Annotated in this window: 20 protein-coding genes; 4 read left to right on the top strand and 16 right to left on the bottom strand. The window is 72.7% G+C overall.

Going from position 1 to position 25151, the window contains the following annotated elements; genetic code table 11:
• Positions 1 to 198 precede the first annotated feature (198 nt).
• The 15 genes from ACFXPX_RS09460 to ACFXPX_RS09390 form a co-directional block, all read right to left on the bottom strand.
• Positions 199 to 2550 carry an immune inhibitor A domain-containing protein gene (locus tag ACFXPX_RS09460; protein WP_375881672.1) on the bottom strand — a complete coding sequence of 784 codons (2352 nt, stop codon included), beginning with the start codon at positions 2548 to 2550 and terminating at the stop codon, positions 199 to 201.
• Between the two features lie 273 nt (positions 2551 to 2823).
• Positions 2824 to 5343, bottom strand: a complete 2520-nt coding sequence (locus tag ACFXPX_RS09455; protein ID WP_375881675.1) for an ATP-dependent Clp protease ATP-binding subunit — start codon at positions 5341 to 5343, stop codon at positions 2824 to 2826.
• A 669-nt stretch (positions 5344 to 6012) separates the two neighbouring features.
• Positions 6013 to 6363, bottom strand: coding sequence for an Lsr2 family protein (locus ACFXPX_RS09450; RefSeq protein WP_375881678.1), 351 nt, complete (start codon positions 6361 to 6363; stop codon positions 6013 to 6015).
• A 91-nt stretch (positions 6364 to 6454) separates the two neighbouring features.
• A complete protein-coding gene (locus tag ACFXPX_RS09445; protein WP_375881681.1) occupies positions 6455 to 6991 on the bottom strand; it encodes an amino-acid N-acetyltransferase in 537 nt (178 codons plus the stop codon).
• Between the two features lie 9 nt (positions 6992 to 7000).
• Positions 7001 to 7465: a BlaI/MecI/CopY family transcriptional regulator gene (locus ACFXPX_RS09440; RefSeq protein WP_375881683.1), complete on the bottom strand. Its 465-nt coding sequence runs from the start codon at positions 7463 to 7465 to the stop codon at positions 7001 to 7003.
• Between the two features lie 249 nt (positions 7466 to 7714).
• On the bottom strand, positions 7715 to 9271 hold the full coding sequence (lysX, locus tag ACFXPX_RS09435; protein ID WP_380640374.1) for a bifunctional lysylphosphatidylglycerol synthetase/lysine--tRNA ligase LysX: 1557 nt from the start codon (positions 9269 to 9271) through the stop codon (positions 7715 to 7717).
• A gap of 102 nt (positions 9272 to 9373) precedes the next feature.
• Positions 9374 to 10123, bottom strand: a complete 750-nt coding sequence (locus ACFXPX_RS09430) for a hypothetical protein (RefSeq protein ID WP_375881688.1) — start codon at positions 10121 to 10123, stop codon at positions 9374 to 9376.
• Between the two features lie 165 nt (positions 10124 to 10288).
• Positions 10289 to 11074: a type III pantothenate kinase gene (locus ACFXPX_RS09425; RefSeq protein WP_375881691.1), complete on the bottom strand. Its 786-nt coding sequence runs from the start codon at positions 11072 to 11074 to the stop codon at positions 10289 to 10291.
• A gap of 59 nt (positions 11075 to 11133) precedes the next feature.
• Positions 11134 to 12102, bottom strand: a complete 969-nt coding sequence (gene nadC, locus ACFXPX_RS09420; protein ID WP_375881694.1) for a carboxylating nicotinate-nucleotide diphosphorylase — start codon at positions 12100 to 12102, stop codon at positions 11134 to 11136.
• A gap of 4 nt (positions 12103 to 12106) precedes the next feature.
• Positions 12107 to 13780, bottom strand: a complete 1674-nt coding sequence (locus ACFXPX_RS09415; RefSeq protein WP_380522910.1) for an L-aspartate oxidase — start codon at positions 13778 to 13780, stop codon at positions 12107 to 12109.
• Between the two features lie 15 nt (positions 13781 to 13795).
• Positions 13796 to 14245, bottom strand: coding sequence for an aspartate 1-decarboxylase (gene panD, locus ACFXPX_RS09410; RefSeq protein ID WP_380640372.1), 450 nt, complete (start codon positions 14243 to 14245; stop codon positions 13796 to 13798).
• 96 nt (positions 14246 to 14341) lie between these two features.
• Complete coding sequence (gene panC, locus ACFXPX_RS09405) at positions 14342 to 15247, bottom strand: pantoate--beta-alanine ligase (RefSeq protein WP_375881702.1); 906 nt, start codon at positions 15245 to 15247, stop codon at positions 14342 to 14344.
• Positions 15247 to 16194: a Rossmann-like and DUF2520 domain-containing protein gene (locus tag ACFXPX_RS09400; protein WP_375881705.1), complete on the bottom strand. Its 948-nt coding sequence runs from the start codon at positions 16192 to 16194 to the stop codon at positions 15247 to 15249. Before ACFXPX_RS09400 ends, panC begins: the two co-directional genes overlap by 1 nt.
• Before the next feature lie 104 nt (positions 16195 to 16298).
• Complete coding sequence (locus ACFXPX_RS09395; RefSeq protein ID WP_375881707.1) at positions 16299 to 16988, bottom strand: response regulator; 690 nt, start codon at positions 16986 to 16988, stop codon at positions 16299 to 16301.
• A gap of 26 nt (positions 16989 to 17014) precedes the next feature.
• The gene (locus ACFXPX_RS09390) at positions 17015 to 18208 is read right to left on the bottom strand and encodes a sensor histidine kinase (RefSeq protein ID WP_375882323.1); all 1194 of its coding nucleotides are present in this window, start codon (positions 18206 to 18208) and stop codon (positions 17015 to 17017) included.
• Positions 18209 to 18373: 165 nt separating this feature from the next.
• Here ACFXPX_RS09390 and ACFXPX_RS09385 point away from each other — a divergent pair, with 165 nt between their 5' ends.
• A complete protein-coding gene (locus ACFXPX_RS09385) occupies positions 18374 to 19390 on the top strand; it encodes an SAM-dependent methyltransferase (protein WP_375881710.1) in 1017 nt (338 codons plus the stop codon).
• On the top strand, positions 19387 to 20556 hold the full coding sequence (locus tag ACFXPX_RS09380) for an NADH-quinone oxidoreductase subunit D (protein ID WP_375881712.1): 1170 nt from the start codon (positions 19387 to 19389) through the stop codon (positions 20554 to 20556). The genes ACFXPX_RS09385 and ACFXPX_RS09380 overlap by 4 nt, the downstream gene beginning before the upstream one ends.
• A 169-nt stretch (positions 20557 to 20725) precedes the next feature.
• Here the strand turns inward: ACFXPX_RS09380 and ACFXPX_RS09375 are convergent, their stop codons facing one another.
• Positions 20726 to 21550 (bottom strand): hypothetical protein, encoded by an 825-nt coding sequence (locus ACFXPX_RS09375; protein WP_380522919.1) that lies wholly within the window; start codon positions 21548 to 21550, stop codon positions 20726 to 20728.
• Between the two features lie 260 nt (positions 21551 to 21810).
• Here ACFXPX_RS09375 and ACFXPX_RS09370 point away from each other — a divergent pair, with 260 nt between their 5' ends.
• The gene (locus ACFXPX_RS09370; protein WP_380640370.1) at positions 21811 to 22281 is read left to right on the top strand and encodes a hypothetical protein; all 471 of its coding nucleotides are present in this window, start codon (positions 21811 to 21813) and stop codon (positions 22279 to 22281) included.
• A gap of 28 nt (positions 22282 to 22309) precedes the next feature.
• The gene (locus tag ACFXPX_RS09365; protein ID WP_380640368.1) at positions 22310 to 25105 is read left to right on the top strand and encodes a toxin glutamine deamidase domain-containing protein; all 2796 of its coding nucleotides are present in this window, start codon (positions 22310 to 22312) and stop codon (positions 25103 to 25105) included.
• The last annotated feature ends 46 nt before the right edge of the window (positions 25106 to 25151 follow it).

The raw sequence follows: 25151 nt of genomic DNA, 5'->3' as shown, positions 1-25151 counted from the left end.
GTCGTACCGCGCCGAACCGCTGTGACCAGCGCCACCCGGTGCGCGCGCTCCCGGGCGGAGCCGGCCGACGGAAAGCGCCCGGCCGCCGAAGAGCGCCCGGCCGCCGAAAAGCGTCCGGCCCGCCCCCGCGTGGTGGCGGGGGCGGGCCGGACGTGGAGAACTCAGTGCCGCGCGATCACGGCCTGACCGTCAGGACGATCAGTTGTCGACCGGGCGGACCCGGATCCAGGTCTCCAGGTAGTTCGCGGACTCGTTCTCGACCTCGATGCTGGTGCCGGTCTTCGGCACGTCCACACCGGCGTACTGGTCGTCCTTCGACCACCAGGACTTCAGGTCGTTGAACTCGTCGACGCCCTTGGACTTCGGGATGACGGTCTCGACGTCGGCCTTGTGCAGGGTCAGCGCCGGGACGCGGCGCGAACCGAAGGTCGAGTCGAAGCCCTGCATGCGCGGACGCATCAGGGTGCCGTCGGACCACTTGATCGGGGCCGGGTGCGAGTCGACCGGCAGGACCAGGCCGTGGCCCGGGTGGGCGCTGACGTTGTTGTCGGTCTGCGACTCGTCCCAGTACCAGATCAGCAGGCCGGGCTGGTACGAGTAGTGCTCGACCCAGCTGGGCTTGGCGGCCGAACCGAAGTTGTACGGGCCGGTCTTGAGGGTCTGGTCGAACGACACGTACTGCTTGTTCTCCGCGATGTAGTACTGCGCGTAGTCCTTGGTGTACGAGCCGCCGAAGCGGGTGAAGCCGGCGGCGGTCCAGCCGTTGTCGCCGTTCTCCACGTCGTCGCTGAACACGGTGGCACCGTCGGCGACCACGGCGATGTTGTCCGCCGCGAAGCCGCGGTAGTGCAGACCGCCGTCAGTGGTGTTGTGGTAGCGGAACTGGATCTTCTTGCCCGCGTAGGCGTCCAGGTTGAACGACAGGTCGCCCCAGGCGGCGGTGAGGCCGCTGAGGGCCGGGCGGCCGTTCTCCTTCGGGAGGGCGGCGCCGTTCCAGGTGCCGTCCACCACGGTCCAGGTCTTGCCACCGTCGGTGGAGACCTCGCCGAAGGCGTAGTCGAAGTCCGGCTCCAGCTCGTACCAGGCCTTGGCGTTGATGCTGGCCTTGGTCTTGCCGGTCAGGTCGATGTCGCGGGTCAGCGTGACGTTGAGGTTGTCGGCGCTGCCGCTCCACCACTCGTTGTTGCCACCGAAGGGCTTGTTGATGTCGGTGGTGATGCTCTTCTTCGGCAGGTCGACGATGAGCGCCTGCGGAAGGTTGGTGTTGTACTCGACCGGGCCGATGTGGTGCGTCGACTCGGTGCCCGCCTTGGCGCGGTCGACCTTGAGCCAGCCGAGCTGGTACTTGCTCCAGGCGTCGAGGTCGTTCGGCATGTCGCCGATGCTGTCCTTGCCCTCGCCGAGCCAGGAGCCGGACGACATCAGGGACCAGAAGCCGACCGAGTTGTCGATGCCCTTGCCGGCGGTGTCGTAGAGGTCCGGCAGACCGAGGTCGTGGCCGTACTCGTGCGCGAAGACGCCGAGGCCGCCGTTCTCCGGCTGCATCGTGTAGTCGCCGATCCAGAAGCCGGAGTCACCGACCTGGACGCCGCCGAGCTTGTTGTTGTCCGGGCCGGCCTGGCCGGTCAGGTTGCCGTAGACGTACGAGCGGTGCGCCCACAGGGCCTTGCTGCCCTGCTTGCCGCCACCGGCCGACTTGTCCTCACCGGCGTGCACGATCTGGAAGTGGTCGATGTACCCGTCGGGCTGGTTGAAGTTCCCGTCGTGGTGCGACCCGTAGCGGTCCCACTGGTCGTACGAGGCCAGCGTCGCCTTGACCTGCTCCTTGGTCTGACCCTTCGCCAGCTGGTCCTTGTACCAGATGTCGACGGCGTCGCGGATCAGGTCCTGGGCGCTGGAGCAGACGTTGGAGCCGCAGTAGTCGGAGCCGTAACGGGCCTCGTTCCACGGCACCCGGACCCAGTCCGAGACCACGCCGTCGACCGTGTAGCGGCCCGAGGACTGCTTCTCGTAGAAGGTCTTCAGCGAGGGCTTGTCCTTGGCGAAGTACAGGTCCTGGTAGTGCTGCTGGTTGTAGTCGGCCTGCCAGGCGGTCGAGTTGTTCGTGGCGCGGTCGGGCGCCTCGATCTCGTTGTGCTTGGGGCCGGCCTCGCCGCCGTACTTGACCTTGCCGTCGGCGGTCTTGGTGGTGTTGTCGACCTGGTCGCCGAAGTCGACCAGGATCGTGAAGATCTTGTCCGAGCGCTCACGGGGGAGCTCGACGTACTTGTCCTTGCCGAGCTTCACGCTGGTGCTGCCGTTGTGCTGCTCGACCTGGGCGGTGCCGTTGAGCAGCTGCTCGGTGGCGGCCTTCTTCTCCGCGTCGACCTTGGCGGTCAGCGGGCCCGGGATGTTGTGCTCGGTGTTGACGGACTGGACGGCGTCGGCCGGGTCCTTCGGAACCGGTGCCGAGCCGGCCGCGACGGCGCTGCTCGGGAACAGACCCGCGCCGAGCGTGACTATGACCGCCGCCGCGGTGGTGACCGCTGCGGCTCTCCTGGTGGTCTTCAACGTTGTGACGCCCTCCCCGACCGAGCTGACTCTTGGCCAAGGCCCGGTAAACCAATATGAAAGACAGGTGGACGTCATTTGACCGAAGTGGAGCTGGAAAAGATAGACCTTGACCCTGACATGGCCACGGCGCTATGCTCGCCGATTTCATGTCAGCTGACGGCAGGTCAGAAAACGCCTGGTCCGGGCCCTGCGCGGGAATCCGGAACGCAACGAGCCCCCGGCGCGGACGCCGGGGGCTCGTGGCTGTGAAGTTGTCTGTTAAATGTTGGTCTACTTCGTCAGGTCCGGACCGGACGAAGCGACCTCGGCCGGGGTGTCCGCGACGGCCGACTTCTCCTCGCCGCGGAAGGTGAACTTGGCGTCCTTGCCGTCGCCGTCCACGTCCACGACCACGATGTGGCCGGCCCGCAGCTCGCCGAAGAGGATCTTCTCGGAGAGGTGGTCCTCGATCTCGCGCTGGATGGTGCGGCGCAGCGGACGGGCACCCATGATGGGGTCGTAGCCGCGCTTGGCCAGCAGCTTCTTGGCCTCGACGCTGAGCTCCAGGCCCATGTCCTTGTCCTTGAGCCGCTCGTCCACCTTGGCGATCATCAGGTCGACGATCTGGATGATGTCGACCTCGGACAGCTGGTGGAACACCACGATGTCGTCGACGCGGTTCAGGAACTCGGGGCGGAAGTGCTGCTTGAGCTCCTCGCCGACCTTCGCCTTCATCCGCTCGTACCCGGTCTGGGAGTCACCCGTGGCCGCGAAGCCCAGGTTGAAGCCCTTGGAGATGTCCCGGGTGCCGAGGTTGGTCGTCATGATGATGACGGTGTTCTTGAAGTCGACCACGCGGCCCTGGGAGTCGGTCAGACGACCGTCCTCCAGGATCTGCAGCAGCGAGTTGAAGATGTCCGGGTGGGCCTTCTCGACCTCGTCGAAGAGGACGACCGAGAACGGCTTGCGGCGGACCTTCTCGGTCAGCTGGCCGCCCTCCTCGTAGCCCACGTACCCGGGCGGGGAGCCGAACAGCCGGGAGACGGTGTGCTTCTCGGAGAACTCGGACATGTCGAGCGCGATCAGCGCGTCCTCGTCGCCGAAGAGGAACTCGGCGAGCGTCTTGGACAGTTCGGTCTTACCGACGCCGGACGGGCCGGCGAAGATGAACGAACCGCCGGGGCGCTTCGGGTCCTTGAGGCCCGCACGGGTGCGCCGGATGGCCTGGGAGAGCGCCTTGATGGCGTCCTTCTGGCCGATGACGCGCTTGTGCAGCTCGTCCTCCATGCGCAGCAGCCGGGAGGTCTCCTCCTCGGTCAGCTTGAAGACCGGGATGCCGGTGGCGGTGGCCAGGACCTCGGCGATGAGCTCCTCGTTGACCTCCGCGACGACGTCCATGTCGCCGGCCTTCCACTCCTTCTCGCGCTTGGCCTTGGCCTGCAGGAGCTGCTTCTCGTCGTCGCGCAGGGACGCGGCCTTCTCGAAGTCCTGCGCGTCGATCGCGCTCTCCTTCTCGCGGCGCACGTCGGCGATCTTCTCGTCGAACTCGCGCAGGTCCGGCGGCGCGGTCATCCGGCGGATGCGCATGCGCGAGCCGGCCTCGTCGATCAGGTCGATCGCCTTGTCCGGCAGGAAGCGGTCCGAGATGTACCGGTCGGCCAGGGTGGCGGCGGCGACCAGGGCGGCGTCCGTGATGGAGACCCGGTGGTGGGCCTCGTAGCGGTCGCGCAGACCCTTGAGGATCTCGATGGTGTGCGGCAGCGAGGGCTCGGCGACCTGGATCGGCTGGAAGCGGCGCTCCAGCGCGGCGTCCTTCTCCAGGTGCTTGCGGTACTCGTCCAGGGTGGTGGCACCGATGGTCTGCAGCTCGCCGCGGGCCAGCATCGGCTTGAGGATGCTGGCGGCGTCGATGGCGCCCTCGGCGGCGCCCGCACCGACCAGGGTGTGCAGCTCGTCGATGAACAGGATGATGTCGCCGCGGGTGCGGATCTCCTTGAGCACCTTCTTGAGGCGCTCCTCGAAGTCACCGCGGTAGCGCGAGCCGGCCACCAGGGCGCCCAGGTCCAGCGTGTAGAGCTGCTTGTCCTTGAGCGTCTCCGGGACCTCGCCCTTGACGATCGCCTGCGCCAGGCCCTCGACCACGGCGGTCTTGCCGACGCCGGGCTCACCGATCAGGACCGGGTTGTTCTTGGTGCGGCGGGACAGCACCTGCATGACCCGCTCGATCTCCTTCTCGCGCCCGATGACCGGGTCGAGCTTGGCCTCGCGGGCGGCCTGGGTGAGGTTGCGCCCGAATTGGTCCAGGACCAGCGAGGTCGACGGGGTGCCCTCGGCAGGCCCGCCGGCCGTGGCCGACTCCTTGCCGCCGCTGGTCTGGTAACCGGAGAGCAGCTGGATGACCTGCTGGCGCACCCGGTTGAGGTCGGCACCCAGCTTCACCAGGACCTGGGCTGCGACGCCCTCGCCCTCGCGGATCAGGCCGAGCAGGATGTGCTCGGTGCCGATGTAGTTGTGGCCGAGCTGCAGGGCCTCCCGGAGCGACAGCTCCAGGACCTTCTTCGCCCGGGGGGTGAAGGGAATGTGACCGGACGGGGCCTGCTGGCCCTGGCCGATGATCTCCTCGACCTGCTGGCGCACGGCCTCAAGGGAAATCCCGAGGCTCTCCAGGGCCTTGGCGGCGACGCCCTCGCCCTCGTGGATCAGACCCAGGAGGATGTGCTCGGTGCCGATGTAGTTGTGGTTGAGCATCCGGGCTTCTTCCTGAGCCAGGACGACAACCCGCCGCGCGCGGTCGGTGAACCTCTCGAACATCGTTTATCGCTCCTCAGAGCGGTCGGGCAGTTCGGGGTCCGTCCCCGCCCTGTCCTTCCGCATGCTAGTCCCGCTCAGCGGCGCGGCCCACGGATTCACTCCCCGGTAGAGGAGCGAGATGCTGCGCGACCAGCCGACACCAATCCCAACCTGATGCTGGGAATCGGTGTTCCCACAGGTGGGCCGGATGCACCGGAAACCGCTACGCCATCGGCGAACAAGAGTCGCCGGGGCGGAGCCGGGTCCTCTTCGGCCGGTCGCACATGCTGCCCCTGGACGGGTCGAAGCACCCGTCCACCTGCATTCATACCCGGTATCGGGGCGGTTCTCGCGCAGTTTCCGCGGTGGCGGTGTTCGCCTGGCGAGAAGTCCGGCCGCGGTGACGGTGGTTCGACGGCGGCCGGGGACGGTCGTACGCCATCCCGGGGTGTCCGCGTTACCGCTTCGCCCCTACAGCGTTGCACAGCTCGTGATTGTTCCGCCGCCCGAGCCCGCAGCCCCGGCCGGCCGGGCAGGCCCGGGCCCCGGGGCCCCCGGTGCGGCGGCCGGCCCGGTGCGCGCCGCGGGGCGCGGAGGTGTCACCTCCGCGCCCCGCGCGTGTGTCGTCGGTGCCGTACGCGGCCGCCGGGGCCCCGCATCCGCTCCGGCGGGCCGGTGGTGGCGCCGGGGTCAGGCCACGTTGGCCTTGTCGTAGGCCTCGCGGACGGTGCTCGGCACCCGGCCGCGGTCGTTGACCTCCATGCCCTGCTCCTTGGCCCACGCGCGGACCTTCGCGGTGTCGGGAGCGCTGCCGGACGGCCGCGCAGCGGCGGCGCGGCCCGGGCGGCGGGGCCCGGCCAGCCGGCCGCTCTGCTTGCGGCCCTTCTCCAGGTAGGGCGCCAGCAGACCGCGCAGCTTGTCCGCGTTGGCGCTCTTCAGATCGATCTCGTAGGCAACGCCGTCGAGCGCGAACGTCACCGTCTCGTCCGCCGAACCGCCATCGAGATCGTCTTCAAGAATGACCTGCACCCTCTGTGCCACGGGCTTCCCTTTCCGCTAAACGACCCATTGCCTAAGGAAAGGAAAGCGCCTTTCTGCGGAAAACACAAACCCTTGACCGGCGCGGAGCCGCTCAGAGGTGCAGCAGCATGCGTGAGTTGCCCAGTGTGTTGGGCTTCACCCGCTCCAGGTCGAGGAACTCCGCGACACCTTCATCGTACGAGCGGAGGAGTTCTTCATAGACGTCCGTAGCGATCGCCGCCGGGTCTGTCGTACCATCATCGGTTTCCTGGAGCTCCCCGATCTCGACGAAACCGTGTTTCGCGAAGAACGGAACCTCGAACGTCAAGCAGAAAATCCGACGGACGCCCAGCCAGCGGGCGGTCTGCACCAGCTTCTCCAACAGCACGTGCCCGATCCCGAAGCCCCGGCAGGACGGATCGACCGCGAGGGTGCGGACCTCGGCGAGGTCCTCCCACATCACGTGCAGGGCGCCGCAGGCCACCACCGCGCCGTTGTCGTCGCGTTCCGCGACCCAGAACTCCTGGACGGATTCGAACAGTGTGACTGTGGGCTTGTCGAGCAGAATGCCGTCGCGCGAGTAGGCGTCGATGAGCCCGCGTACGGCCCGTACGTCCGTGGTCCGCGCGCGGCGGATGGTGACCTCCATGGCGGGACGTTATCGCGTCGCGCCCGGCGGGGTCTCCCCGGTATCCGCTCCGCCGGTATCGGGGCCGTCCGCGGGGGAATCCGGGGCGGGCTGATCCGCCGCTGGATCGGGCGGGAACAAGGCCGCGACCCGCAAGGCGTCCCGGAGGGCCTCGCGCTGCTCCGGCGACATCAGGCCGAAGAAGTGGACCAGGGCCGCCGCGGGATTGTCGCCGGTGGCCCAGGCGTCGTTCATCAGGGCCGCCGTGTACGCCTCACGCGAGGAGACCGGTTCATATCGATAGGCCCGGCCCACCCGCTCGCGGCGCAGCCAGCCCTTTCTGTGCAGCTTGTCCAGGACGGTCATCACCGTGGTGTACGCGATTTCGCGTTCCGACTGCAGATCCAGGAGAACCTCGCGAACCGTCACCGGTCGGTTCCACCGCCACACCCGGGTCATGATGGCGTTCTCAAGTTCGCCGAGTTGCCGGACCATAGTGCGGCCAGGATAGGGAGTGAATGGGGCAAATCTTGTGAAGTGCGCCAAACCGGCGCGCCGCCACCCCCGGGAATCGGGAATGGCGGCGCGGGTGGTTCGGAGCGGCTGACGACGCCAGTCGATCAGTCGGTGTCTTCCTTGGCCTTCTGGGCCCCGCCCTGGCTGCGGATGATGGCCCGCACCAGGAATCCGAAGCCGATCGCCATGACCAGCGGCGGCACGATCGCGCTGACGTAGTCCATCAGGTCACTCCTCCTCGGTCTTCTCCGCCGCGGCGGCGGAGGCCTTCGGCTCCGGCTTCACCAGCGGGAAGAGCACGGTCTCCCGGATGTTCTTGCCGGTCAGCAGCATGATCAGGCGGTCCACGCCGAGGCCCAGGCCACCGGTCGGGGGCATCGCGTACTCCAGGGCGCGCAGGAAGTCCTCGTCCACCTGCATCGCCTCGACGTCGCCGCCGGCGGCCAGCAGGGACTGCGCGGTCAGGCGGGCGCGCTGCTCGACCGGGTCGACCAGCTCGGAGTAGGCGGTGCCGATCTCGGTGCCGAAGATCACCAGGTCCCACTTCTCGGCCACGCCCGCGACCGAGCGGTGCTGGCGGGTCAGCGGGGAGACCTCGGTCGGGTAGTCCTTGATGAAGGTCGGCCGGACGGCGTTCTCCTCCAGCAGGCGCTCCACCATCTCCAGCACGATCTGGCCGTGGCCCCAGTTCTTCTCGAACGGGATGCCGTGCTCGGTGGCCAGCGCGCGCAGCTCCTCGACGGAGGTCTCCGGGGTGACCTCGACGCCCAGGTGGGCGGAGATGCCCGGGTAGACGCTGACCTCCGCCCACGGCTCGGCCAGGTCGATCTCGTGCTCCACGCCGTGCGGGTCGAGGCCCTTGATCACCGTGGTGCCCAGGGCGTCCCGGGCGGCGTTGACGATCGTCGCGCGGATCAGCTCGGCCTGGGTGTCGTAGTCGCCGTAGGCCTCGTACGACTCCAGCGAGGTGAACTCCGGGTTGTGGGTGGAGTCCGCGCCCTCGTTGCGGAAGTTGCGGTTGATCTCGAAGACCTTCTCGGCGCCGCCGACCACCAGCCGCTTGAGGTACAGCTCGGGGGCGATGCGCATGTAGAGGTCGATGTCGTACGCGTTGATGTGCGTCTTGAACGGACGCGCGTTGGCGCCGCCGTGCACCGGCTGCAGCATCGGGGTCTCGACCTCGATGTAGCCGCGGTCCTCGTAGGTGCGGCGGATCGAGCGGACGACCTTGCTGCGCAGGTGCAGGATCTGGCGCGCCTCGGGGTTCACGATCAGGTCGACGTAGCGCTGGCGGACCCGGGCCTCCGGGTCGGTCAGGCCCTTGTGCTTGTCCGGCAGCGGGCGCAGGCACTTGGCGGTGAGCTCCCAGCGGTCCACCATCACCGACAGCTCGCCGCGCTTGGAGGTGATCACCTCGCCCTCGACGCCGACCTGGTCGCCCAGGTCGATGTCGGACTTCCAGGCCGCCAGCCGCTCGGCGCCGAGCTTGTCCAGGGAGAACATCACCTGGAGGTCGCCGGAGCCGTCGCGCAGGGTGGCGAAGCAGAGCTTGCCGCCGGTGCGGGACAGGATCACCCGGCCGGTGATGCCGGCGCGCTCGCCGGTCGCGGTGTCGGGTTCGAGGTCCGGGTGCTTGGCACGCAGGTCCGCGATGGTGCTGGTGCGGGGGAATCCGACCGGGTACGGGTCGACCCCGGCCGCCCGGAGCCGGTCCAGCTTCTCGCGCCGGACGCGCATCTGCTCGGGAAGGTCGTCGGTCGCGGGGACAAGGCTCTGATCGCTCACCCCACAAGGGTAGCCAGCCACACACGGTGCTCCGCGACCGGATATCGCCGGAGGGGAGGCCGTCGGACCGACGGCCTCCCCTCCGGGGCGGGTGCGGGCGGCTCAGCCGGTGCCGGTGGCGAGCTCGACCTCCTCGCCGTCCCGCCCGGCCTCCGGGGCGGGCCGGGCCGGAGGCTTGGGGCGGCGGCCGAAGAGTTCGGCCGGGGTGGGCATCCGGTGCGGGCGGGGCGGGGTCTGCGCGGCGGCGGGCTGCTCCGGGCGGGAGTCCCGGGAGTCGGTGCTGCTCATCGTGATCCGTCCTCCTACAGGGGTGGGGTGACTGCTGGGTGGTGCGGCGGGGTTCGGTACGGCCACCAGGTGGCGCGGCTGCCCGGTGGAGAGCGCCAGGCGCTCACGGACGGCGGCCTCGGCCAGGGCGTGGCAGCGCCCGGCGAGCCGGGAGCGGCGGGCCCGCTCGCCGTGGCCGCAGGGCTGGCGGGTCAGCCCGCGCAGGGCGGTGAGGTCCTCGGGTCCGGGCAGGTAGCCGTCGGTCACCGCCTCCTCCAGGCGCTCCAGGTAGCCGGGGGCGCTGCCGGGCAGGGCGGCGCGGTAGCGGCCGAGGTCGGCGAGCAGGAAGGCGCGCAGCCGGCCGCCCTCCTGGACGGCCTCGTCGATGGCCTCGGTCAGGTGCAGGGCGTCCTGGACGTCCTCCGCCCACAGCTCGGCGCCGGGCCCGGCGAGCGCCGTCCGGTCGGGGGCCTGGAGGTGGACGGGGACGGCGGGGTGCAGGGCTTGGGCGAGGGCTCGGCGCAGCACGCGGACTTCGTCGGCGCTGAAGGCCATGCCGCCGCGCGATCCGTGTGGCGTAGGCATGGGTTGACACTACGTGAGGAATATCCGATTTGTCGGTAACGTCGCGCGGAATTCCGCGCGGTCGGCCCGCTGGAGAAACCTTTCGCCAAGCCTGTGACGCTGCCCCGCACCCACCGGGTCAGCCGAGTGACCGGGGGTGCGGGGCAGCGGGGACGGCGGGCGGGGTCAGCTCGGCCGGTTGCGCTCGTACACCAGGCGCAGGCCGATCAGGGTCAGCCAGGGCTCGTGCTCGTCGATGGTGGTGGCCTCGCCGAGGACCAGCGGGGCGAGCCCGCCGGTGGCGATCACCTGGACGTCGTCCGGGTCCTTGGCCAGCTCCCGGGCCATCCGCTCGACCAGGCCGTCGACCTGACCGGCGAAGCCGTAGAGGATGCCGGACTGCATGCCCTCGACGGTGTTCTTCCCGATCACGTTGCGCGGCCGGGCCAGCTCGATCTTGCGCAGCTGGGCGCCGCGGACGCCGAGCGCCTCGACCGAGATCTCGATGCCGGGGGCGATCGCGCCGCCCACGTAGTCGCCGCGCGCGTTGACGGCGTCGAAGGTGGTCGCGGTGCCGAAGTCGACCACGATGCACGGGCCGCCGTACAGGTGGTTGGCGGCCAGCGCGTTGACGATCCGGTCCGCGCCGACCTCCTTGGGGTTGTCCATCAGGACGTGCACCCCGGTCTTCACGCCGGGCTCCACGATCACCGCGGGGACGTCGCCGTAGTAGCGGCGGGTCACCTCGCGGAGCTCGTGGAGCACGGCGGGGACGGAGGAGCAGATCGCCAGGCCCTCCACCGCGGCCTCCCGGACCGCGGTGCGACTGCCCGTCAACCCGTGCAGCAGCACCGCCAGTTCGTCGGCCGTGCGGCGCGGATCGGTGGAGATCCGCCAGTGTTCCACCACTTCCTCGCCGTCGAACAGGCCGAGCGTGGTCTGGGTGTTGCCGACGTCGATGGTGAGGAGCACGGGAACGCTTTCTGCGAGTCGGGACGGGATCGGGGCAGGAACCGCTCTCGACCTGACGGTCAGGCGCGCAGGTCCAGGCCGATGTCCAGGATCGGCGAGGAGTGGGTCAGCGCGCCCACGGCCAGGTAGTCGACACCAGTCTGGGCGACCTCGCGCGCGCCGGCCAGGGTCAGTCCGCCGGAGGCCTCCAGCTTCGCCCGGCCGGCCACCAGCGCGACGGCCTCCTTCAACTGCTCGACGGTGAAGTTGTCCAGCAGGATCAGGTCCGCACCGGCCTCCAGCACCGGGGGGATCTGCGCCAGCTCGTCCACCTCGACCTCGACCGCCAGCTCCGGGTACGCGGCCCGGACGGCCCGGAAGGCCTCGGCCACGCCGCCCGCGGCGACCACGTGGTTGTCCTTCACCAGGGCGGCGTCCGAGAGCGCCATCCGGTGGTTGGCGCCGCCGCCGCAGCGGACCGCGAACTTCTCCAGGGCGCGCAGGCCCGGGGTGGTCTTGCGGGTGTCCCGGACGACCGCGCCGGTGCCCTCCAGGGCGTCCGCCCAGGCCCGGGTCGCGGTGGCGATGCCGGACAGGCGGCAGAGCAGGTTGAGCGCGCTGCGCTCGGCGGTCAGCAGGTCGCGGGTGCGCGAGCGGACCGACAGCAGCACCTGGCCGGCCTCCACCCGGTCGCCGTCCTGGACGTGCCGCTCGACCTCGAACTCCTCCTCGCAGACCAGCGAGACGACCGCCTCGGCGACCCGCAGGCCGGCCACCACACCGGCCTGGCGGGCGGTGAAGTCGGCGGTCGCGACCGCGTCGGCGGGCACGGTGGCCACCGAGGTGACGTCCTCGCCGCCGGCCAGGTCCTCGGCCAGCGCCAGGGTGGCGATGTCCTCGACCTCGATCGGGTCCAGCCCGGCCTCCTCCAGCAGCTCGGCCAGCTGCGGGTCCAGGCCGGTCTCGTAGCCCTCGCCGTCCCCGCAGGCGCAGCCGTCGCCGCAGCCGCCCTGGTCGGCCAGGGGGAGTTCCTCGTGCGCGTGGGTCATGGTTCTACTGCTCCTCGGGAGTGCTGACGGGGTCGCCGGAGGCGGCGAGGGTGGTGATCAGGTGGCGCCGCCAGTGGGCGTCGTCGCGTTCGGGGAAGTCCTCGCGCCAGTGGCCGCCGCGGGTCTCCTCGCGCTGCGCGGCGGCCGCCACCAGGGCGGTGGCGACCAGCAGCAGGTTGGCGGCCTCCCAGGTCTCCACCCGGGGGTCGGCCGGCTTCTCCTCGGCCACGTGGGAGCGGGCCTGCTCGCCGAGCAGGGCCAGCCCGGCCGCGGCGTCGGCCAGCGAGGCGGCCGAGCGCAGCACGCCCGCGCCGCGCGACATCAGCCGCTGGATCTCGGCGCGCGCCTCGGAGGCCGGCAGCGGCACCGGCCGGGCGGCCTGCGCGGCGGCCACGTCCACGGTGCGCTCGGGCAGTTCGCCGGCCGCGTGCCGCTCGGCCAGGTCGGCGGCGATCCGCTCGGCGAAGACCAGGCCCTCCAGCAGGGAGTTGGAGGCCAGCCGGTTGGCGCCGTGCACCCCGGTGCAGGCGACCTCGCCGCAGGCGTACAGGCCGGGGACGGAGGTACGGCCGTGCCGGTCGGTGCGGACGCCGCCGGCGGCGTGGTGCGCGGCCGGGGCGATCGGGATCGGCTCGGTGACCGGGTCGATGCCGTGCGAGCGGCAGGAGGCCAGGATGGTGGGGAAGCGGTGCTCCCACATCTCGGCCCCGAAGTGCCGCCCGTCCAGGAACATGTGGTCGGAGCCCTGCTCCTGCATGCGCCGGGTGATGGCCTTGGCGACGATGTCGCGCGGGGCGAGTTCGGCCAGCTCGTGCTGGCCGACCATGAAGCGCACGCCGTCCGCGTCCACCAGGTGGGCGCCCTCGCCGCGCACGGCCTCGGAGACCAGCGGCTGCTGGCCCGCGGCGTCCGGGCCGAGCCAGAGCACGGTCGGGTGGAACTGGACGAACTCCAGGTCGGCGGCGGCGGCGCCGGCCCGCAGGGCCAGGGCCACGCCGTCGCCGGTGGAGACGGCCGGGTTGGTGGTGGCGGAGAAGACCTGCCCCAGGCCACCGGTGGCGAGCACCACGGCGCGGGCCCGGACGGCGCCGACGCCGTCGCGCTGGCCCTCGCCCATCACGTGCAGGGTCAGCCCGGCGGTGTGGCCCTCGGCGTCGGTCAGCAGGTCGAGGACGAGCGCGTGCTCGATCAGTTCGAGGTCCGGGTCGCTGCGGACGGCGGCGACCAGGGCGCGGGAGACCTCCGCGCCGGTGGCGTCCCCGCCCGCGTGCACGATCCGGTGGCGGTGGTGGCCGCCCTCGCGGGTGAGCAGGATCTCGCCGTCCGCGTCGCGGTCGAAGGCCGCGCCGACGGCGATCAGCCGGCGGACGGCGTCCGGGCCCTCGGTGACCAGGGTGCGGACGGCCTCCTCGTCGCAGACGCCGGCGCCGGCCACCAGGGTGTCGTCCAGGTGCTGCTCCGGGGTGTCCCCCTCGCCCAGGGCGGCGGCTATGCCGCCCTGGGCCCAGCGGGTGGAGCCCTCGTCCAGCACCGCCTTGGTGACCACCATGGCCCGCAGGCCGGCCTTGCGGACGTTGAGGGCGACGGTGAGACCGGCGATGCCGGAGCCGACCACGACCACGTCGGTGGCGGCGGTCCAGCCCGGGGCCGGGGCGGTGAGGCGGTGCGTAGCGGACATGACTCAGTGGCTCCTTCAGCGCGTGGCCGTGGTGGCCGCGCCGTCCTCGTCACGGTACGCCGCGTCGCCGCGGAGCAGTCCGCTGCCCTCCGGGGCCTGCGCCGGGTCGCCGCCGAAGCCGGTGATCCGGTTGTTCCCGTCCACGAAGACCACCTTCGGCTCGTAGCCCTTGGCCTCGGCCGTGTTCATCTGCCCGTAGGCGATGAGTATGACGAGGTCGCCCGGGTGGACCAGGCGGGCGGCGGCGCCGTTGATGCCGATCACGCCGGTGCCGCGCGGGCCGGCGATGGTGTACGTCTCCAGCCGGGCGCCGTTGTTGATGTCGACGATGTGGACCAGCTCGCCGGGGAGCAGGTCGGCGGCGTCGAGCAGGTCCTCGTCCACCGTGACCGAGCCGACGTAGTGCAGGTCGGCCTGGGTCACGGTGGCCCGGTGGATCTTGGACTTGAGCATGGTGCGGAGCATTGCGGGTCACGCCTCCTGTGAGTGCATGCCTGAGGGGTTGAACTACCTGTTCGGCGAACTGTTCAGCGAACGATTCCGTGCTGGACGGTCAGCTGCCTAGCGGCAGATGACGTGAACGTTGTCGATCAGGCGGGTCGAGCCCACCTGTGCGGCGACGGCCAGCACCGCCTCGCCCTGGAAGTCGTCCGCCGCCTCGGAGAAGTCGTGCGGGTCGATCAGGGCGAGGTAGTCGAGGGTGACGCCCTCGGCGCCGTCCAGGACGGCGGAGGCGGCCTCGCGTACGGCCTTCGGGCCCTGCGCGGCGACGTCCCGGCCGGCGAACAGGGCCTTGGACAGGGCGAGGGCGCGGGTGCGCTCCTCCTCGGAGAGGTAGCGGTTGCGCGAGGACAGCGCCAGGCCGTCCTCCTCGCGGACGGTCGGCACGCCGACGATCTCGACGTCGAAGTCCAGGTCGGCGACCATCCGCTGGATGAGCGCCAGCTGCTGGGCGTCCTTCTCGCCGAAGAAGGCGAAGTCCGGGTCGGTGATGTGCAGCAGCTTGGCGACGACGGTCAGCACCCCGTCGAAGTGGCCGGGGCGGGTGGCGCCCTCGAAGCGCCCGCCCATCGGGCCGGCCGCCAGGCGCACCTGCGGCTCGCCGTTCGGGTAGACCTCCTCGACGGACGGCGCGAACACCACGTCGGCGCCGTTCTCCTCGGCCAGCTTGACGTCGGCGTCCAGGGTGCGCGGGTAGCGCTCCAGGTCCTCGGCCGGGCCGAACTGCAGCGGGTTGACGAAGACCGTGACCGCGACCCGGCCCTCCCGGCCGACCTGCTTGCGGGCGGCCCGGACCAGCGCGGCGTGGCCCTCGTGCAGGGCGCCCATGGTCATCACCACGGCGTTGTCCACCGGGCTCTCGTCCGGCCAGAACGCGGCCTCGAAGTCGTCCACGGTGTGGGTGACGACGGCCCGGTGGACCTTCGGCGCCCGCTGGGCCTTGCTCGGCTGCTTCCCGCGTGCCATCAGTGCTTCTCCTCGTTCAGTACGTCCAGCAGCGCCGCCGCCGACGCGTCGTCGATCGTCCCGTTGGCGAGCGCCCGTTGCGCGGTGGCGCGGGCCATCGCCCGGTACGCCGCCGGGATGTCCGGGGACACCGTACTGAGCTGCGCCAGGTGGCGCCGTACGGTGCCCGCGTCGCCCCGGGCGACCGGGCCGGTGAGGGCCGCGTCGCCGGAGCGCAGGCTGTTGTCCAGGGCGGCGCCGAGCAGCGGGCCGAGCATCCGGCCGGGCTCGGCGACGCCGGCCGTGCGCAGCAGGTCCATCGCCTGGGCGACCAGGGTGACCAGGTGGTTCGCGCCGTGCGCGAGGGCGGTGTGGTAGAGCGGGCGGACCTCCTCGGGCACCCACTCGGGCTCGCCGCCCATCTCCACCACCAGCGCCTCGGCGACCGGCCGCAGCTCCTCGGGGGCGGTCACCCCGAAGGGGCAGCCGGCCAGCCGGGCGAGGTCCACCGAGGTGCCGGTGAAGGTCATCGCGGGGTGCAGGGCCAGCGGCAGCGCCCCGGCCCGGGCGGCGGGCTCCAGGATGCCGACGCCGTGCGCGCCGGAGGTGTGCACCAGCAGCTGGCCGGGGCGGACCGCCCCGGTGGCGACCAGCCCGGCCACCAGGTCGGCGAGCGCGTCGTCCGGGACGGTCAGCAGCACCAGGTCGGCGGCGGCCATCACCTGCGGCGGGGTGACGATCCGCACGCCCGGCAGCAGGGACTCGGCGCGGCGGCGGGAGGCGGCGGACACCCCGGAGGCGGCGACCACGGTGTGCCCGGCGAGCTGCAGGGCGGCGCCCAGCGCGGGGCCGACCCGGCCGGTGCCGACCACGCCGACGGCGAGCCGGGCCGGTCGGCTGCTGGGGTCGCCGAGGCCGTCGGCGAGCGGGGCGAACTCTCCGAAGTCGGCGAAGTCGGACGAATCCATGTCCACCCTTGTCCTGAATGACCGTTCCGGTCCGCGTCGGGTACCGGACGTACCGCCCCAGTGTACGGGCGGCCCCGGCAGTCGTCCCTGGGCGTGGCTAGGCCCTAGTCGGACGCCCCGGCCCGGATCAGCCCGGCCTCGTACGCCAGCACCACCGCCTGGACCCGGTCGCGCAGCCCCAGCTTGGCCAGGATCCGGCCGACGTGGGTCTTCACGGTGGCCTCGGAGAGCACCAGCCGGGCCGCGATCTCGCCGTTCGACAGGCCCTGGGCGACCAGCAGGAACACCTCCCGCTCGCGCTCGGTCAGCGGGCCCAGGACGTCCGAGCCCGGCGCGCTGTGCGGGGTCGGCAGCACCTCGGCGAAGCGGTCGATCATCCGCCGGGTGGTGGTCGGGGCGACCACGGCGTCCCCGCCGTGCACCGCGCGGATCGCGGCCACCAGCTCGGTCGGCGGGACGTCCTTGAGCAGGAAGCCGCTGGCCCCGGCCTTGAGCGCGGCGAAGGCGTACTCGTCCAGGTCGAAGGTGGTGAGGATGAGCACGTGCGGGGCGTTCGGCAGCGGGCTGCCGTCCTCGGCCAGGCAGATCCGGCGGGTCGCCTGCACACCGTCCAGGCGCGGCATCCGCACGTCCATCAGGATCACGTCCACCTGCGTGTGCCGCAGCCGCTCCAGCGCCTGGGCGCCGTCGCCCGCCTCGGCGGCGATCTCGATGTCGCCCTGCGACTGGAGGATCATCCGGAAGCCGGTGCGCAGCAGTTCCTGGTCGTCGACGAGCATCACGCGGATGGTCAAGGTGGCTCCTAACAGAGGACGGGGGGCTAGTGTGCCGCCTTGAGCGGGAGGACGGCGCGGATCCGGAAGCCGCCGCCGGGGCGGGGGCCCACGTCGAGGCTCCCGCTGACCATGCCGACCCGCTCGCGCATGCCGATCAGGCCGTGGCCCAGACCGTCCGTGCCGCCGGCGGCCAGTTGTTCGTCGGTGCTGCCGCGGCCGTCGTCCTCCACCAGGACGGCCAGCTCGCGTTCGCCGAAGTCGACCGCCACCCGGGCGTGCACGTCGGGGCCGCCGTGCTTGCGGACGTTGGTCAGTGCCTCCTGGACGATCCGGTAGACCGTCAGCTCGACGCCGCGGGGGAGTTCGCGCGGGTGCCCGGAGGTCGCGTAGTCGACCTCCAGCCCGGCCGTGCGGACCTGCTCCAGGAGGTCGGGCAGCTCCTCGACGCCCGGCTGCGGGACGTACTCCTCGGCGGTGCCGGCGGTGCGCAGCACGCCCAGCAGGCGGCGCATCTCGACCAGGGCCTGCCGCCCGGTGGAGGCGATCGTGCCGAGTGCCTCCTTCGCCTGCTGCGGGGAGTTGTCCAGCACGTAGGCGGCGCCGTCGGCCTGGACGATCATCACCGACACGTTGTGCGCGACCACGTCGTGCAGCTCGCGGGCGATCCGGGCCCGCTCGGCCGCCACGGCCACCTTGGACTGGGCGTCCCGCTCGCGCTCCAGCCGGGCCGCGCGGTCCTCCAGCTCGGTCAGGTAGGCGCGCCGCACCCTGGTCAGCCGGCCCCAGGCCCAGCAGAGGATGAACGGGGTGCTCATCAGCACGGTGACCAGCAGCGCCTCGGCGACACCGTACGGCCGGGAGACGTACACCCCGGTGTGGTCGGTGGTGGACGTCTTCACCAGGTGCATCCGCCAGAACGCCAGCGGACCGGCGGAGAGCCCGGCGAGCAGGGCGAGCCGGGAGGTCCACTTCTGGCCGAAGGCGGCGCCGGTGTAGGCGAACACCAGGTAGGCGATGGAGGAGGCGCCCGGGTCGATGTCGGCGGCGACCTGCCCGAGGCCGACGCCGGTGGCGGCGGCGACGGTGACGTCGGGGAAGCGCCGGCGGAAGACCATCAGCAGCGGCAGCAGCACCGCGACCAGGATCTCGGAGTTGAGGCGCCAGCCGCTGTCGGAGGAACTGTCGGACACCAGGGCGAAGAAGAGCACGAGCGACGCCCAGACGGCGTCGACCACCATGGGGTGACGGCGGAGCCAGGCGTTGAGTCGATGCACGTGTCCAGCCTAGGCAGTCGCACGAGGTGCCCAGGTCCGCCGGTAGGGCGATCCGTCCTACTCCGTAGGTCGGAGACGCCCCCGCTCCGGTTGGGAGGGGCCGCGCACCGGCGGGTAGCGTCCCGCCCCATGACGTGGATGCGGTGGGCGCCCGCCATGGAACGGGCCCTGTACGACCGGGACGGCGGCTTCTACCGCAGGCCGGAGGGCCCGGCCGGGCACTTCCGGACCTCGGTGCACGCCTCGCCGAGGTTCGCCCGTGCGGTGGCCCGGCTGCTGCTGGAGGTTGACGAGGCCCTCGGTCGTCCGGAGGAGCTGGCCCTGATCGACGTCGGGGCCGGGCGCGGGGAACTGCTGGCCGGGGTGCTGGCCGAACTGCCCGGGCCGGTGCTCGCCCGGCTGCGCCCGTACGGCGTGGAGCTCGCCGACCGGCCCGCCGGACTCCCGTCCACAGCCCTGTGGACGACGGAGCCGCCGCGCGGGGTGACCGGGCTGCTGTTCGCCAACGAGTGGCTGGACAACGTGCCGCTGGACGCCGGGGAGGTCGACGAGGACGGGGTGCTGCGCTACCGCGAGGTGGACACCGCGACCGGCGAGGAACGCCTCGGCGAACCCGTCTCGGCGGCCGACGCGGCCTGGGCCGAGCGCTGGTGGCCGGCCGTCGAGCCCGGGGAGGTGGTGGAGTTCGGGGCGCCCCGGGACGCCGCCTGGGCCCGGGCGGTGGCCGGGCTGGAGCGCGGCCTGGCCGTCGCCGTCGACTACGGGCACACGGCCGGGCGGCGGCCGCCGTTCGGGACCTTCACCGGTTTCCGGGACGGCCGGGAGGTGGCCCCGGTGCCGGACGGCTCCCGCGACGTGACCGCGCACGTGGCGCTGGACGCCGTCGCCGTCCCCGGTCTCCACAGCCTGTGGACGACGCAGCGCGAGGCCCTGCGCGCGCTCGGGGTCAGCGGCGGGCGCCCGCCGCTGGCGCTCGCCTCCACCGACCCGGCCGGCTACCTGCGGGCGCTCAGCGGCGCGGGGGAGGGGGCCGAACTCACCGACCCGGCCGGGCTGGGCGGCTTCGGCTGGGTCCTGCAAGCCGTCCGCATGCCGGTACCGACGAGCCTGGCGGCCCTGCCGGGATGGCAGACTCTGGGGTCATGAGGGAGACCACGGTCGGCATCGGGGCGGGAGCCGAGAACTTCACCGGCGGGGCGGGCACCACCGACATGGTGCTCAACATCGGCCCGCAGCACCCGGCCACCCACGGCGTGCTGCGGCTGCGCCTGCTGCTCGACGGCGAGCGGATCGTCACCGCCGAGCCGGTGATCGGCTACATGCACCGCGGCGCGGAGAAGCTGTTCGAGGCCCGTGACTACCGGCAGATCATCATGCTGGCCAACCGGCACGACTGGCTCTCCGCCTTCTCCAACGAACTCGGCGTGGTGCTCGGCGTCGAGCGGATGCTCGGCATGGAGGTCCCCGAGCGGGCGGTGTGGATCCGCACCCTGCTCGCCGAGCTCAACCGGGTGCTCAACCACCTGATGTTCCTCGGCTCCTACCCGCTGGAACTCGGCGGGATCACCCCGATCTTCCACGCCTTCACCGGCCGCGAGGACCTCCAGCACGTGCTGGAGGAGGCCTCCGGCGGCCGGATGCACTACATGTTCAACCGGGTCGGCGGCCTCAAGGAGGACCTCCCGGCCGGCTGGCTCGGCCGGGTCCGCGCCGCCGTCGCCACCGTCCGCTCCCAGCTGCCGGTCTTCGAGGACCTCGTCCTCGGCAACGAGATCTTCCGCGCCCGCACCGCCGGCGTCGGCGTGCTCACCGCGGCCCAGGCGCAGGCGTACGGGGTCAGCGGCCCGATCGCCCGGGCCAGCGGCCTCGACCTCGACCTGCGCCGCGACGAGCCCTACCTCGCGTACGGCTCCGAGGAACTGCGGCAGGTGCTCACCGTCGTCACCCGCGAGGAGGGCGACTGCCTCGCCCGCTTCGAGTGCCTGCTGGAGCAGACCGGCAACGCGCTGGACCTCGCCGACGCCTGCCTCGACAAGCTCGCCACCCTCCCGCCCGGCCCGGTCAACCAGCGGCTGCCCAAGGTGCTCAAGGCGCCCGAGGGCAGCACCTACGCGTGGACCGAGAACCCGCTCGGGGTCAACGGCTACTACCTGGTCTCGCGCGGCGACAAGACGCCGTGGCGGCTCAAGCTGCGCTCGGCGTCCTTCAACAACATCCAGGCGCTCACCGAGCTGCTGCCCGGGACGCTGGTCGCCGACATGGTGGCGATCCTCGGGTCGATGTTCTTCGTGGTCGGCGACATCGACAAATAGACCGACCGGTCTACTGACGGTTGTCTGGACCGACCGGTCTACCGAGGGTCGTCTGGACCGACCGGTCTACTGGTAGCTCTGGACCGACCGGTCTACCGACGGCCGCCTGGACCGACCGGTCTACCGACGGCAGGCCCGGCTCCCCTGAGGGGGACCGGGCCCGCAGCCGCTACTTCTTGTCCTTGGCCTTCTTGACCGGGTCCGCCGGGTGCGGGGCCACCCTGCGGTCGCCCTTGGTGGCGATGCGCTCCTCGCACAGCCGGGCCAGCACCTCGTACGCCTCGCGGCCCATCAGCTCGGTGAGCTCGGGGCGGTAGCTGACGTACACCGCCACCGCGCCTTGGTGCGCGGCCGGGGCGCCGGTGCACCACCAGTGCAGGTCGTGGCCGCCCGGGCCCCAGCCGCGGCGGTCGTACTCGCCGATCGTCACCTGGAGGTAGCGGGTGTCGTCGGGGCGGTCGATCCAGTCGTAGGTGCGGCGGACCGGCAGCTGCCAGCAGACGTCCGGCTTGGTCTCCAGCGGCTCGCGGCCCTCCTTGAGGGCCAGCGCGTGCAGGGCGCAGCCGGCGCCGCCCGCGAAGTCCGGGCTGTTCACGAAGATGCAGGCGCCGTCGACCCGGCGGGTCTGGCGGTCGCCGTCCTCGTCCAGCATGGTGACGCCGCCGTCGTTGCGGATCCGGCCCTTGGCGTCGGTGCCCTCGGCGAAGTTCTCCCACAGCTCGGGCGTCAGCCGGGCCGCGTGGCCGAGGACGCGCTTCTCGTCGTCCTCGTCCGAGTAGTGGGCGCCCAGCGTGCAGCAGCCGTCCGACTCGCCGCGGCCCTCGCGGATGCCGTGGCAGCCCTGGCCGAAGACGCAGGACCAGCGGGAGGTCAGCCAGGTCAGGTCGCAGCGGAAGACCTGCTCCTCGTCGGCGGGGTCGGCGAACTCGACCCAGGCGCGCGGGAAGTCGAGCGGGACCTCGTCGCGCGGGATCTCGCGGCGCAGGGTCGGCATCGCGAGGTCGACGGGGGCGGGGGCGGCCGGGGGCTTCGCCTTGGCCTTCTTCTTGGACGTTTCTGCTGGTGCCACCCGGCAAGGGTAGAGCTTCGCGGGGGCGTACGGGCCGGTGGGCGACGCCCGCCGCGCGCCCGGGACGCGTCCGGCACGCGCCCGGGACGCGGTGAAGGCGGGGTGAAGAGGTGCGGCCGTCCGCCGGGCGGAGGCGGCCGCGTGCCTAGGATGGCGGCCGCGGTCCGCTACGGGGAGGTACGGGGATGGCAGGCGGCAGCACCGGCGAGTCCGACGGCGACGGCACCGGGTTCGCCCTCAAACCGTGGGAACTCCACGGCGAGGGCAGGGAGTTCGAGAAGCTCGGACGCGAACTCGGCAAGGCCGTCGGCACCTTGGAGAAGGACCTGGCCGCGCTCGGCGCGCCCTGGGGCGCCGACCAGCCGGGCAGCGCCTTCGCCGCCGTCTACGGCCCGGCGCACGGTGAACTCCTCGGCGGGCTCAGGGCCCTGGCCGGCCAGGTGGGCCAGGTCGGCGCCGGACTGCACACCATGGCCGAGCGGACCACCGACACCGACACCTCGACGGCGGACGGCTTCGGCGCGAACACCGGACCGGCCGCGGCCGGTCCGGGGGCGGTCGCCAGGCCCGCCGTGTACCAGGGCCCGCCGACGGCTTCGGGAACCGGGGCAACCCCGGGGGCGGCACCGGCCGTCCCCCAGGACATGTCGGTCTGAACGGCCCGGCTCGAAGGGGGAGAAGCGCGTGTCCCGGAAACTGCCCGAGGAACTGGTCCCGCTCCTGGCCAGGACCGGCCACCCGTGGCCGCAGGCCGACGAGGGGGCCCTGCGCACGGCGGCCGCGCACTGGCGGGAGTTCGCGGCGGAGGCCGAACGGATCACCCGCCGGGGCGGCGAGTCCGCCCAGCGGGTGGCCGCCGACAACACCGGCCACGCCGTCGACTCCTTCACCGCCTACTGGCGCACCTGCAGCGACGGCGGCAAGGGCCGCCTGCCGGACGCCCACACCGCGGTCGGGCTGGTCGCCGCCGCCTTCGACACCGCCGCGCAGGACGTCGACGGCTGCAAGGCCGAGATCATCGCCACTCTGCGGAACCTGGCCGCCGAGCTCCAACAGGCCCGGGAGCAGGCCGCCGAGGTCCGGCGGACCGCGGCCGGGGTGGCCCGCAGCGCCGACCGGACCGGGCAGACGGGGCAGAGCGGGCAGACCGGGCAGACGGGCCGGACGGGAGTGTTCGGCGGACTGGCGAAGTCCGTCGCCGGCTTCGCGGCCGGCGTCGAGAACACCGCCGCCGACCAGGTCGCCGCGGGCATCGAGGCCGTCGCGGTGGAGACCGCCGCCCTCAAGATCGCCGGACTGCTCGCCGAACTCGGCCGCGGCATGAAGGACGCCCTGGCCACCGCGCTCAAGGACCCCTCCGCCGTCGCCCTGCTGCGCCTGGGCGCCGCGGCCACGCCCGGCGTCACCACCGCCTCCTACCGCACCGCGGCCGGCTTCGACCCGCTCGCCGCCGGACTGCCCGCCGCCCTGGGCGTACCGGGCGTGCTCGGCAAGGACGGCACCGGCCTGGTCGTGCTCTCCGGGAAGGACGGCAAGCCGCTGGTCGGCGTGCCCGGCCTCAGCGTCGCGCTCGACGCCCATGGGCAGCCCGTCCTCGGCACGGACGGCAAGCCGGTCATCCTGCGCTCCGACGGCACACCGGTGGCCGATGCCGCCGGGCTGCTGGTGGTGACCGGGCCGGACGGCAAGCCGGTGGTCGGGGTGGCCAGCCTCGCCGTCCGGCTCGACGAGCACGGGCAGCCGGTGCTCACCGACCGGGCGGGCAAGGACCTGCACGGGCTGCCGCTCGCCGACCTGACCGACCTGACCGACCCGCGGGACCCCAGGGCTCCCGGGGCTCCCGGGGGCGACCCGAAGGTGCCGGGGGAGCCGACGGCGGACCGGGTCGGCGCGCCGGTGGTCCCGTCCGTGCTCTCCGCGGCGTCGTACGTCGCGGACCCCACCGCGGACCCCACGGCCGTCCCGGCCCCGGTGCCGACGGCCGACCCGGCCGCGGCGGCCACCGGCCCCGCGTACGGAGGCTCGTACGGCGGATCGCACCGGGCCGTGGCCGCGGCCGCCGACTGGTCGCCGCCCGCCCGGGACGACGGGCCGTCGGTCCGGGCGGCGGTCCCCGCCCACCAGGGCGGCTCATCGGTGGCGGCGGGCTGGTCGGACGGGGACTACCCGCTCCAGGCGCCCACCCGCACCAACGGCGGTGGCGGCACCGTGCCGGTGACCGTACGGACCGACTCCGTGGCCGCGCCGCCCGCGCCCGTCACCGCGCCGTCCACCGGCGGACCCGTCTACAGCCCGGCGCCGGACACACCCCCGGTCGTCCGACCGATCGGCGTGGTCGGTGTCGGCGGCGTCATCGGCGCGCCCGGGCCGTTCGGGACACCGGCCTACTCGGGCGGCTACCCGGTGGCCGGCCCGATCGGCGCCGTCGGGCCCGGCCCGCTCGCCGCCGGCGGCGGCGGCGGATACCCGGCGCACCCGGCCACGCCCTTCGGCAGCGGTGTCGGGGCGGGGGCGCCCGCCAATGGCGCGCCCGTGGTCGGCACCCCCGTGGCCGGTGCACCCGCCGTCGGCGCGCCGGTGGCCGCCGGACCGCAGTCCGGCGCACCCCGTACCCCGGCCGGAACCCACGGCCCGGCCACCGCACCGCCACCGCCACCGCCACCGCCGACCGAGCCGCCGATCGTCGGCACCACCCCGGTCATCGGCCGGCCCGAGCCCCACCACCCCGACGGCCGCCGCCGGGACACCGCCGCGCCCCTCGCCGACCCGGCCCTGGCCTGGGGCGCCGTCCCGGTCGCCACCGCCCACGCCCTGGCCCTCCAACTCGCCCTGCGCGCCCGCCGCGGCCCGCTCGCCGACGACCCCGAACCCCGACTGCGCACCATCGCCGACAGCCGCCCGTACGGACGGCCCGGCGGGCTCGGCCCGGTCGACCCCCAGCACCAGGCCGAACTGGAACGACGGGTCCCCCGCGACCAGGACGACCGGCCGGCCCGCCACCCCGACCCGGCGGCCGGCGGCTGGACCGAGGCCGTCAACGCGGGCGGCCACCGCCAACCCGGCCGGGCCAACAACAGCCTGGAGATCGCCCTCTCCGCCGTCGACACCTACACCGGCCGCCCCACCTGCGCGGCCCCGCGCATCCCCACCGAGGGCGACGCCGGCGAACGCGGCGGCCGCGACCGCGCCGAACGCGAACTCGGCGCCCCCTTCCGCGACCTCGGCGACGGCGGCCAGGCCTTCACCCGCCTCGCCGCCGAACTCCGCCGGGCCGGGCACGGCGCCCAGGCCGTCCTGCTCACCCTGGACGCCTACGGCCGCCCGCACGCCTGGAACGCGGTCAACCACCGGGACGCCGTCACCTACCTCGACCACCAACTCGCCCGCCGCGGCCCCGCCCCCCTCCACCCCGCCACCCAGGGCCTCTGGGCCATCGCCCTGACCCCGGACGGCCGCCCCCTCGACCTCGCGGTGGCCTGAGCGCCTTTGCAGCCGGGAACAGCGCTGCTGCACGCGGAGACGCGTG

The organism is Kitasatospora sp. NPDC059146 (assembly GCF_042786665.1).
In the GTDB taxonomy this organism is placed as follows: domain Bacteria; phylum Actinomycetota; class Actinomycetes; order Streptomycetales; family Streptomycetaceae; genus Kitasatospora.
This window is presented reverse-complemented; position numbering and strand designations above follow the sequence as displayed.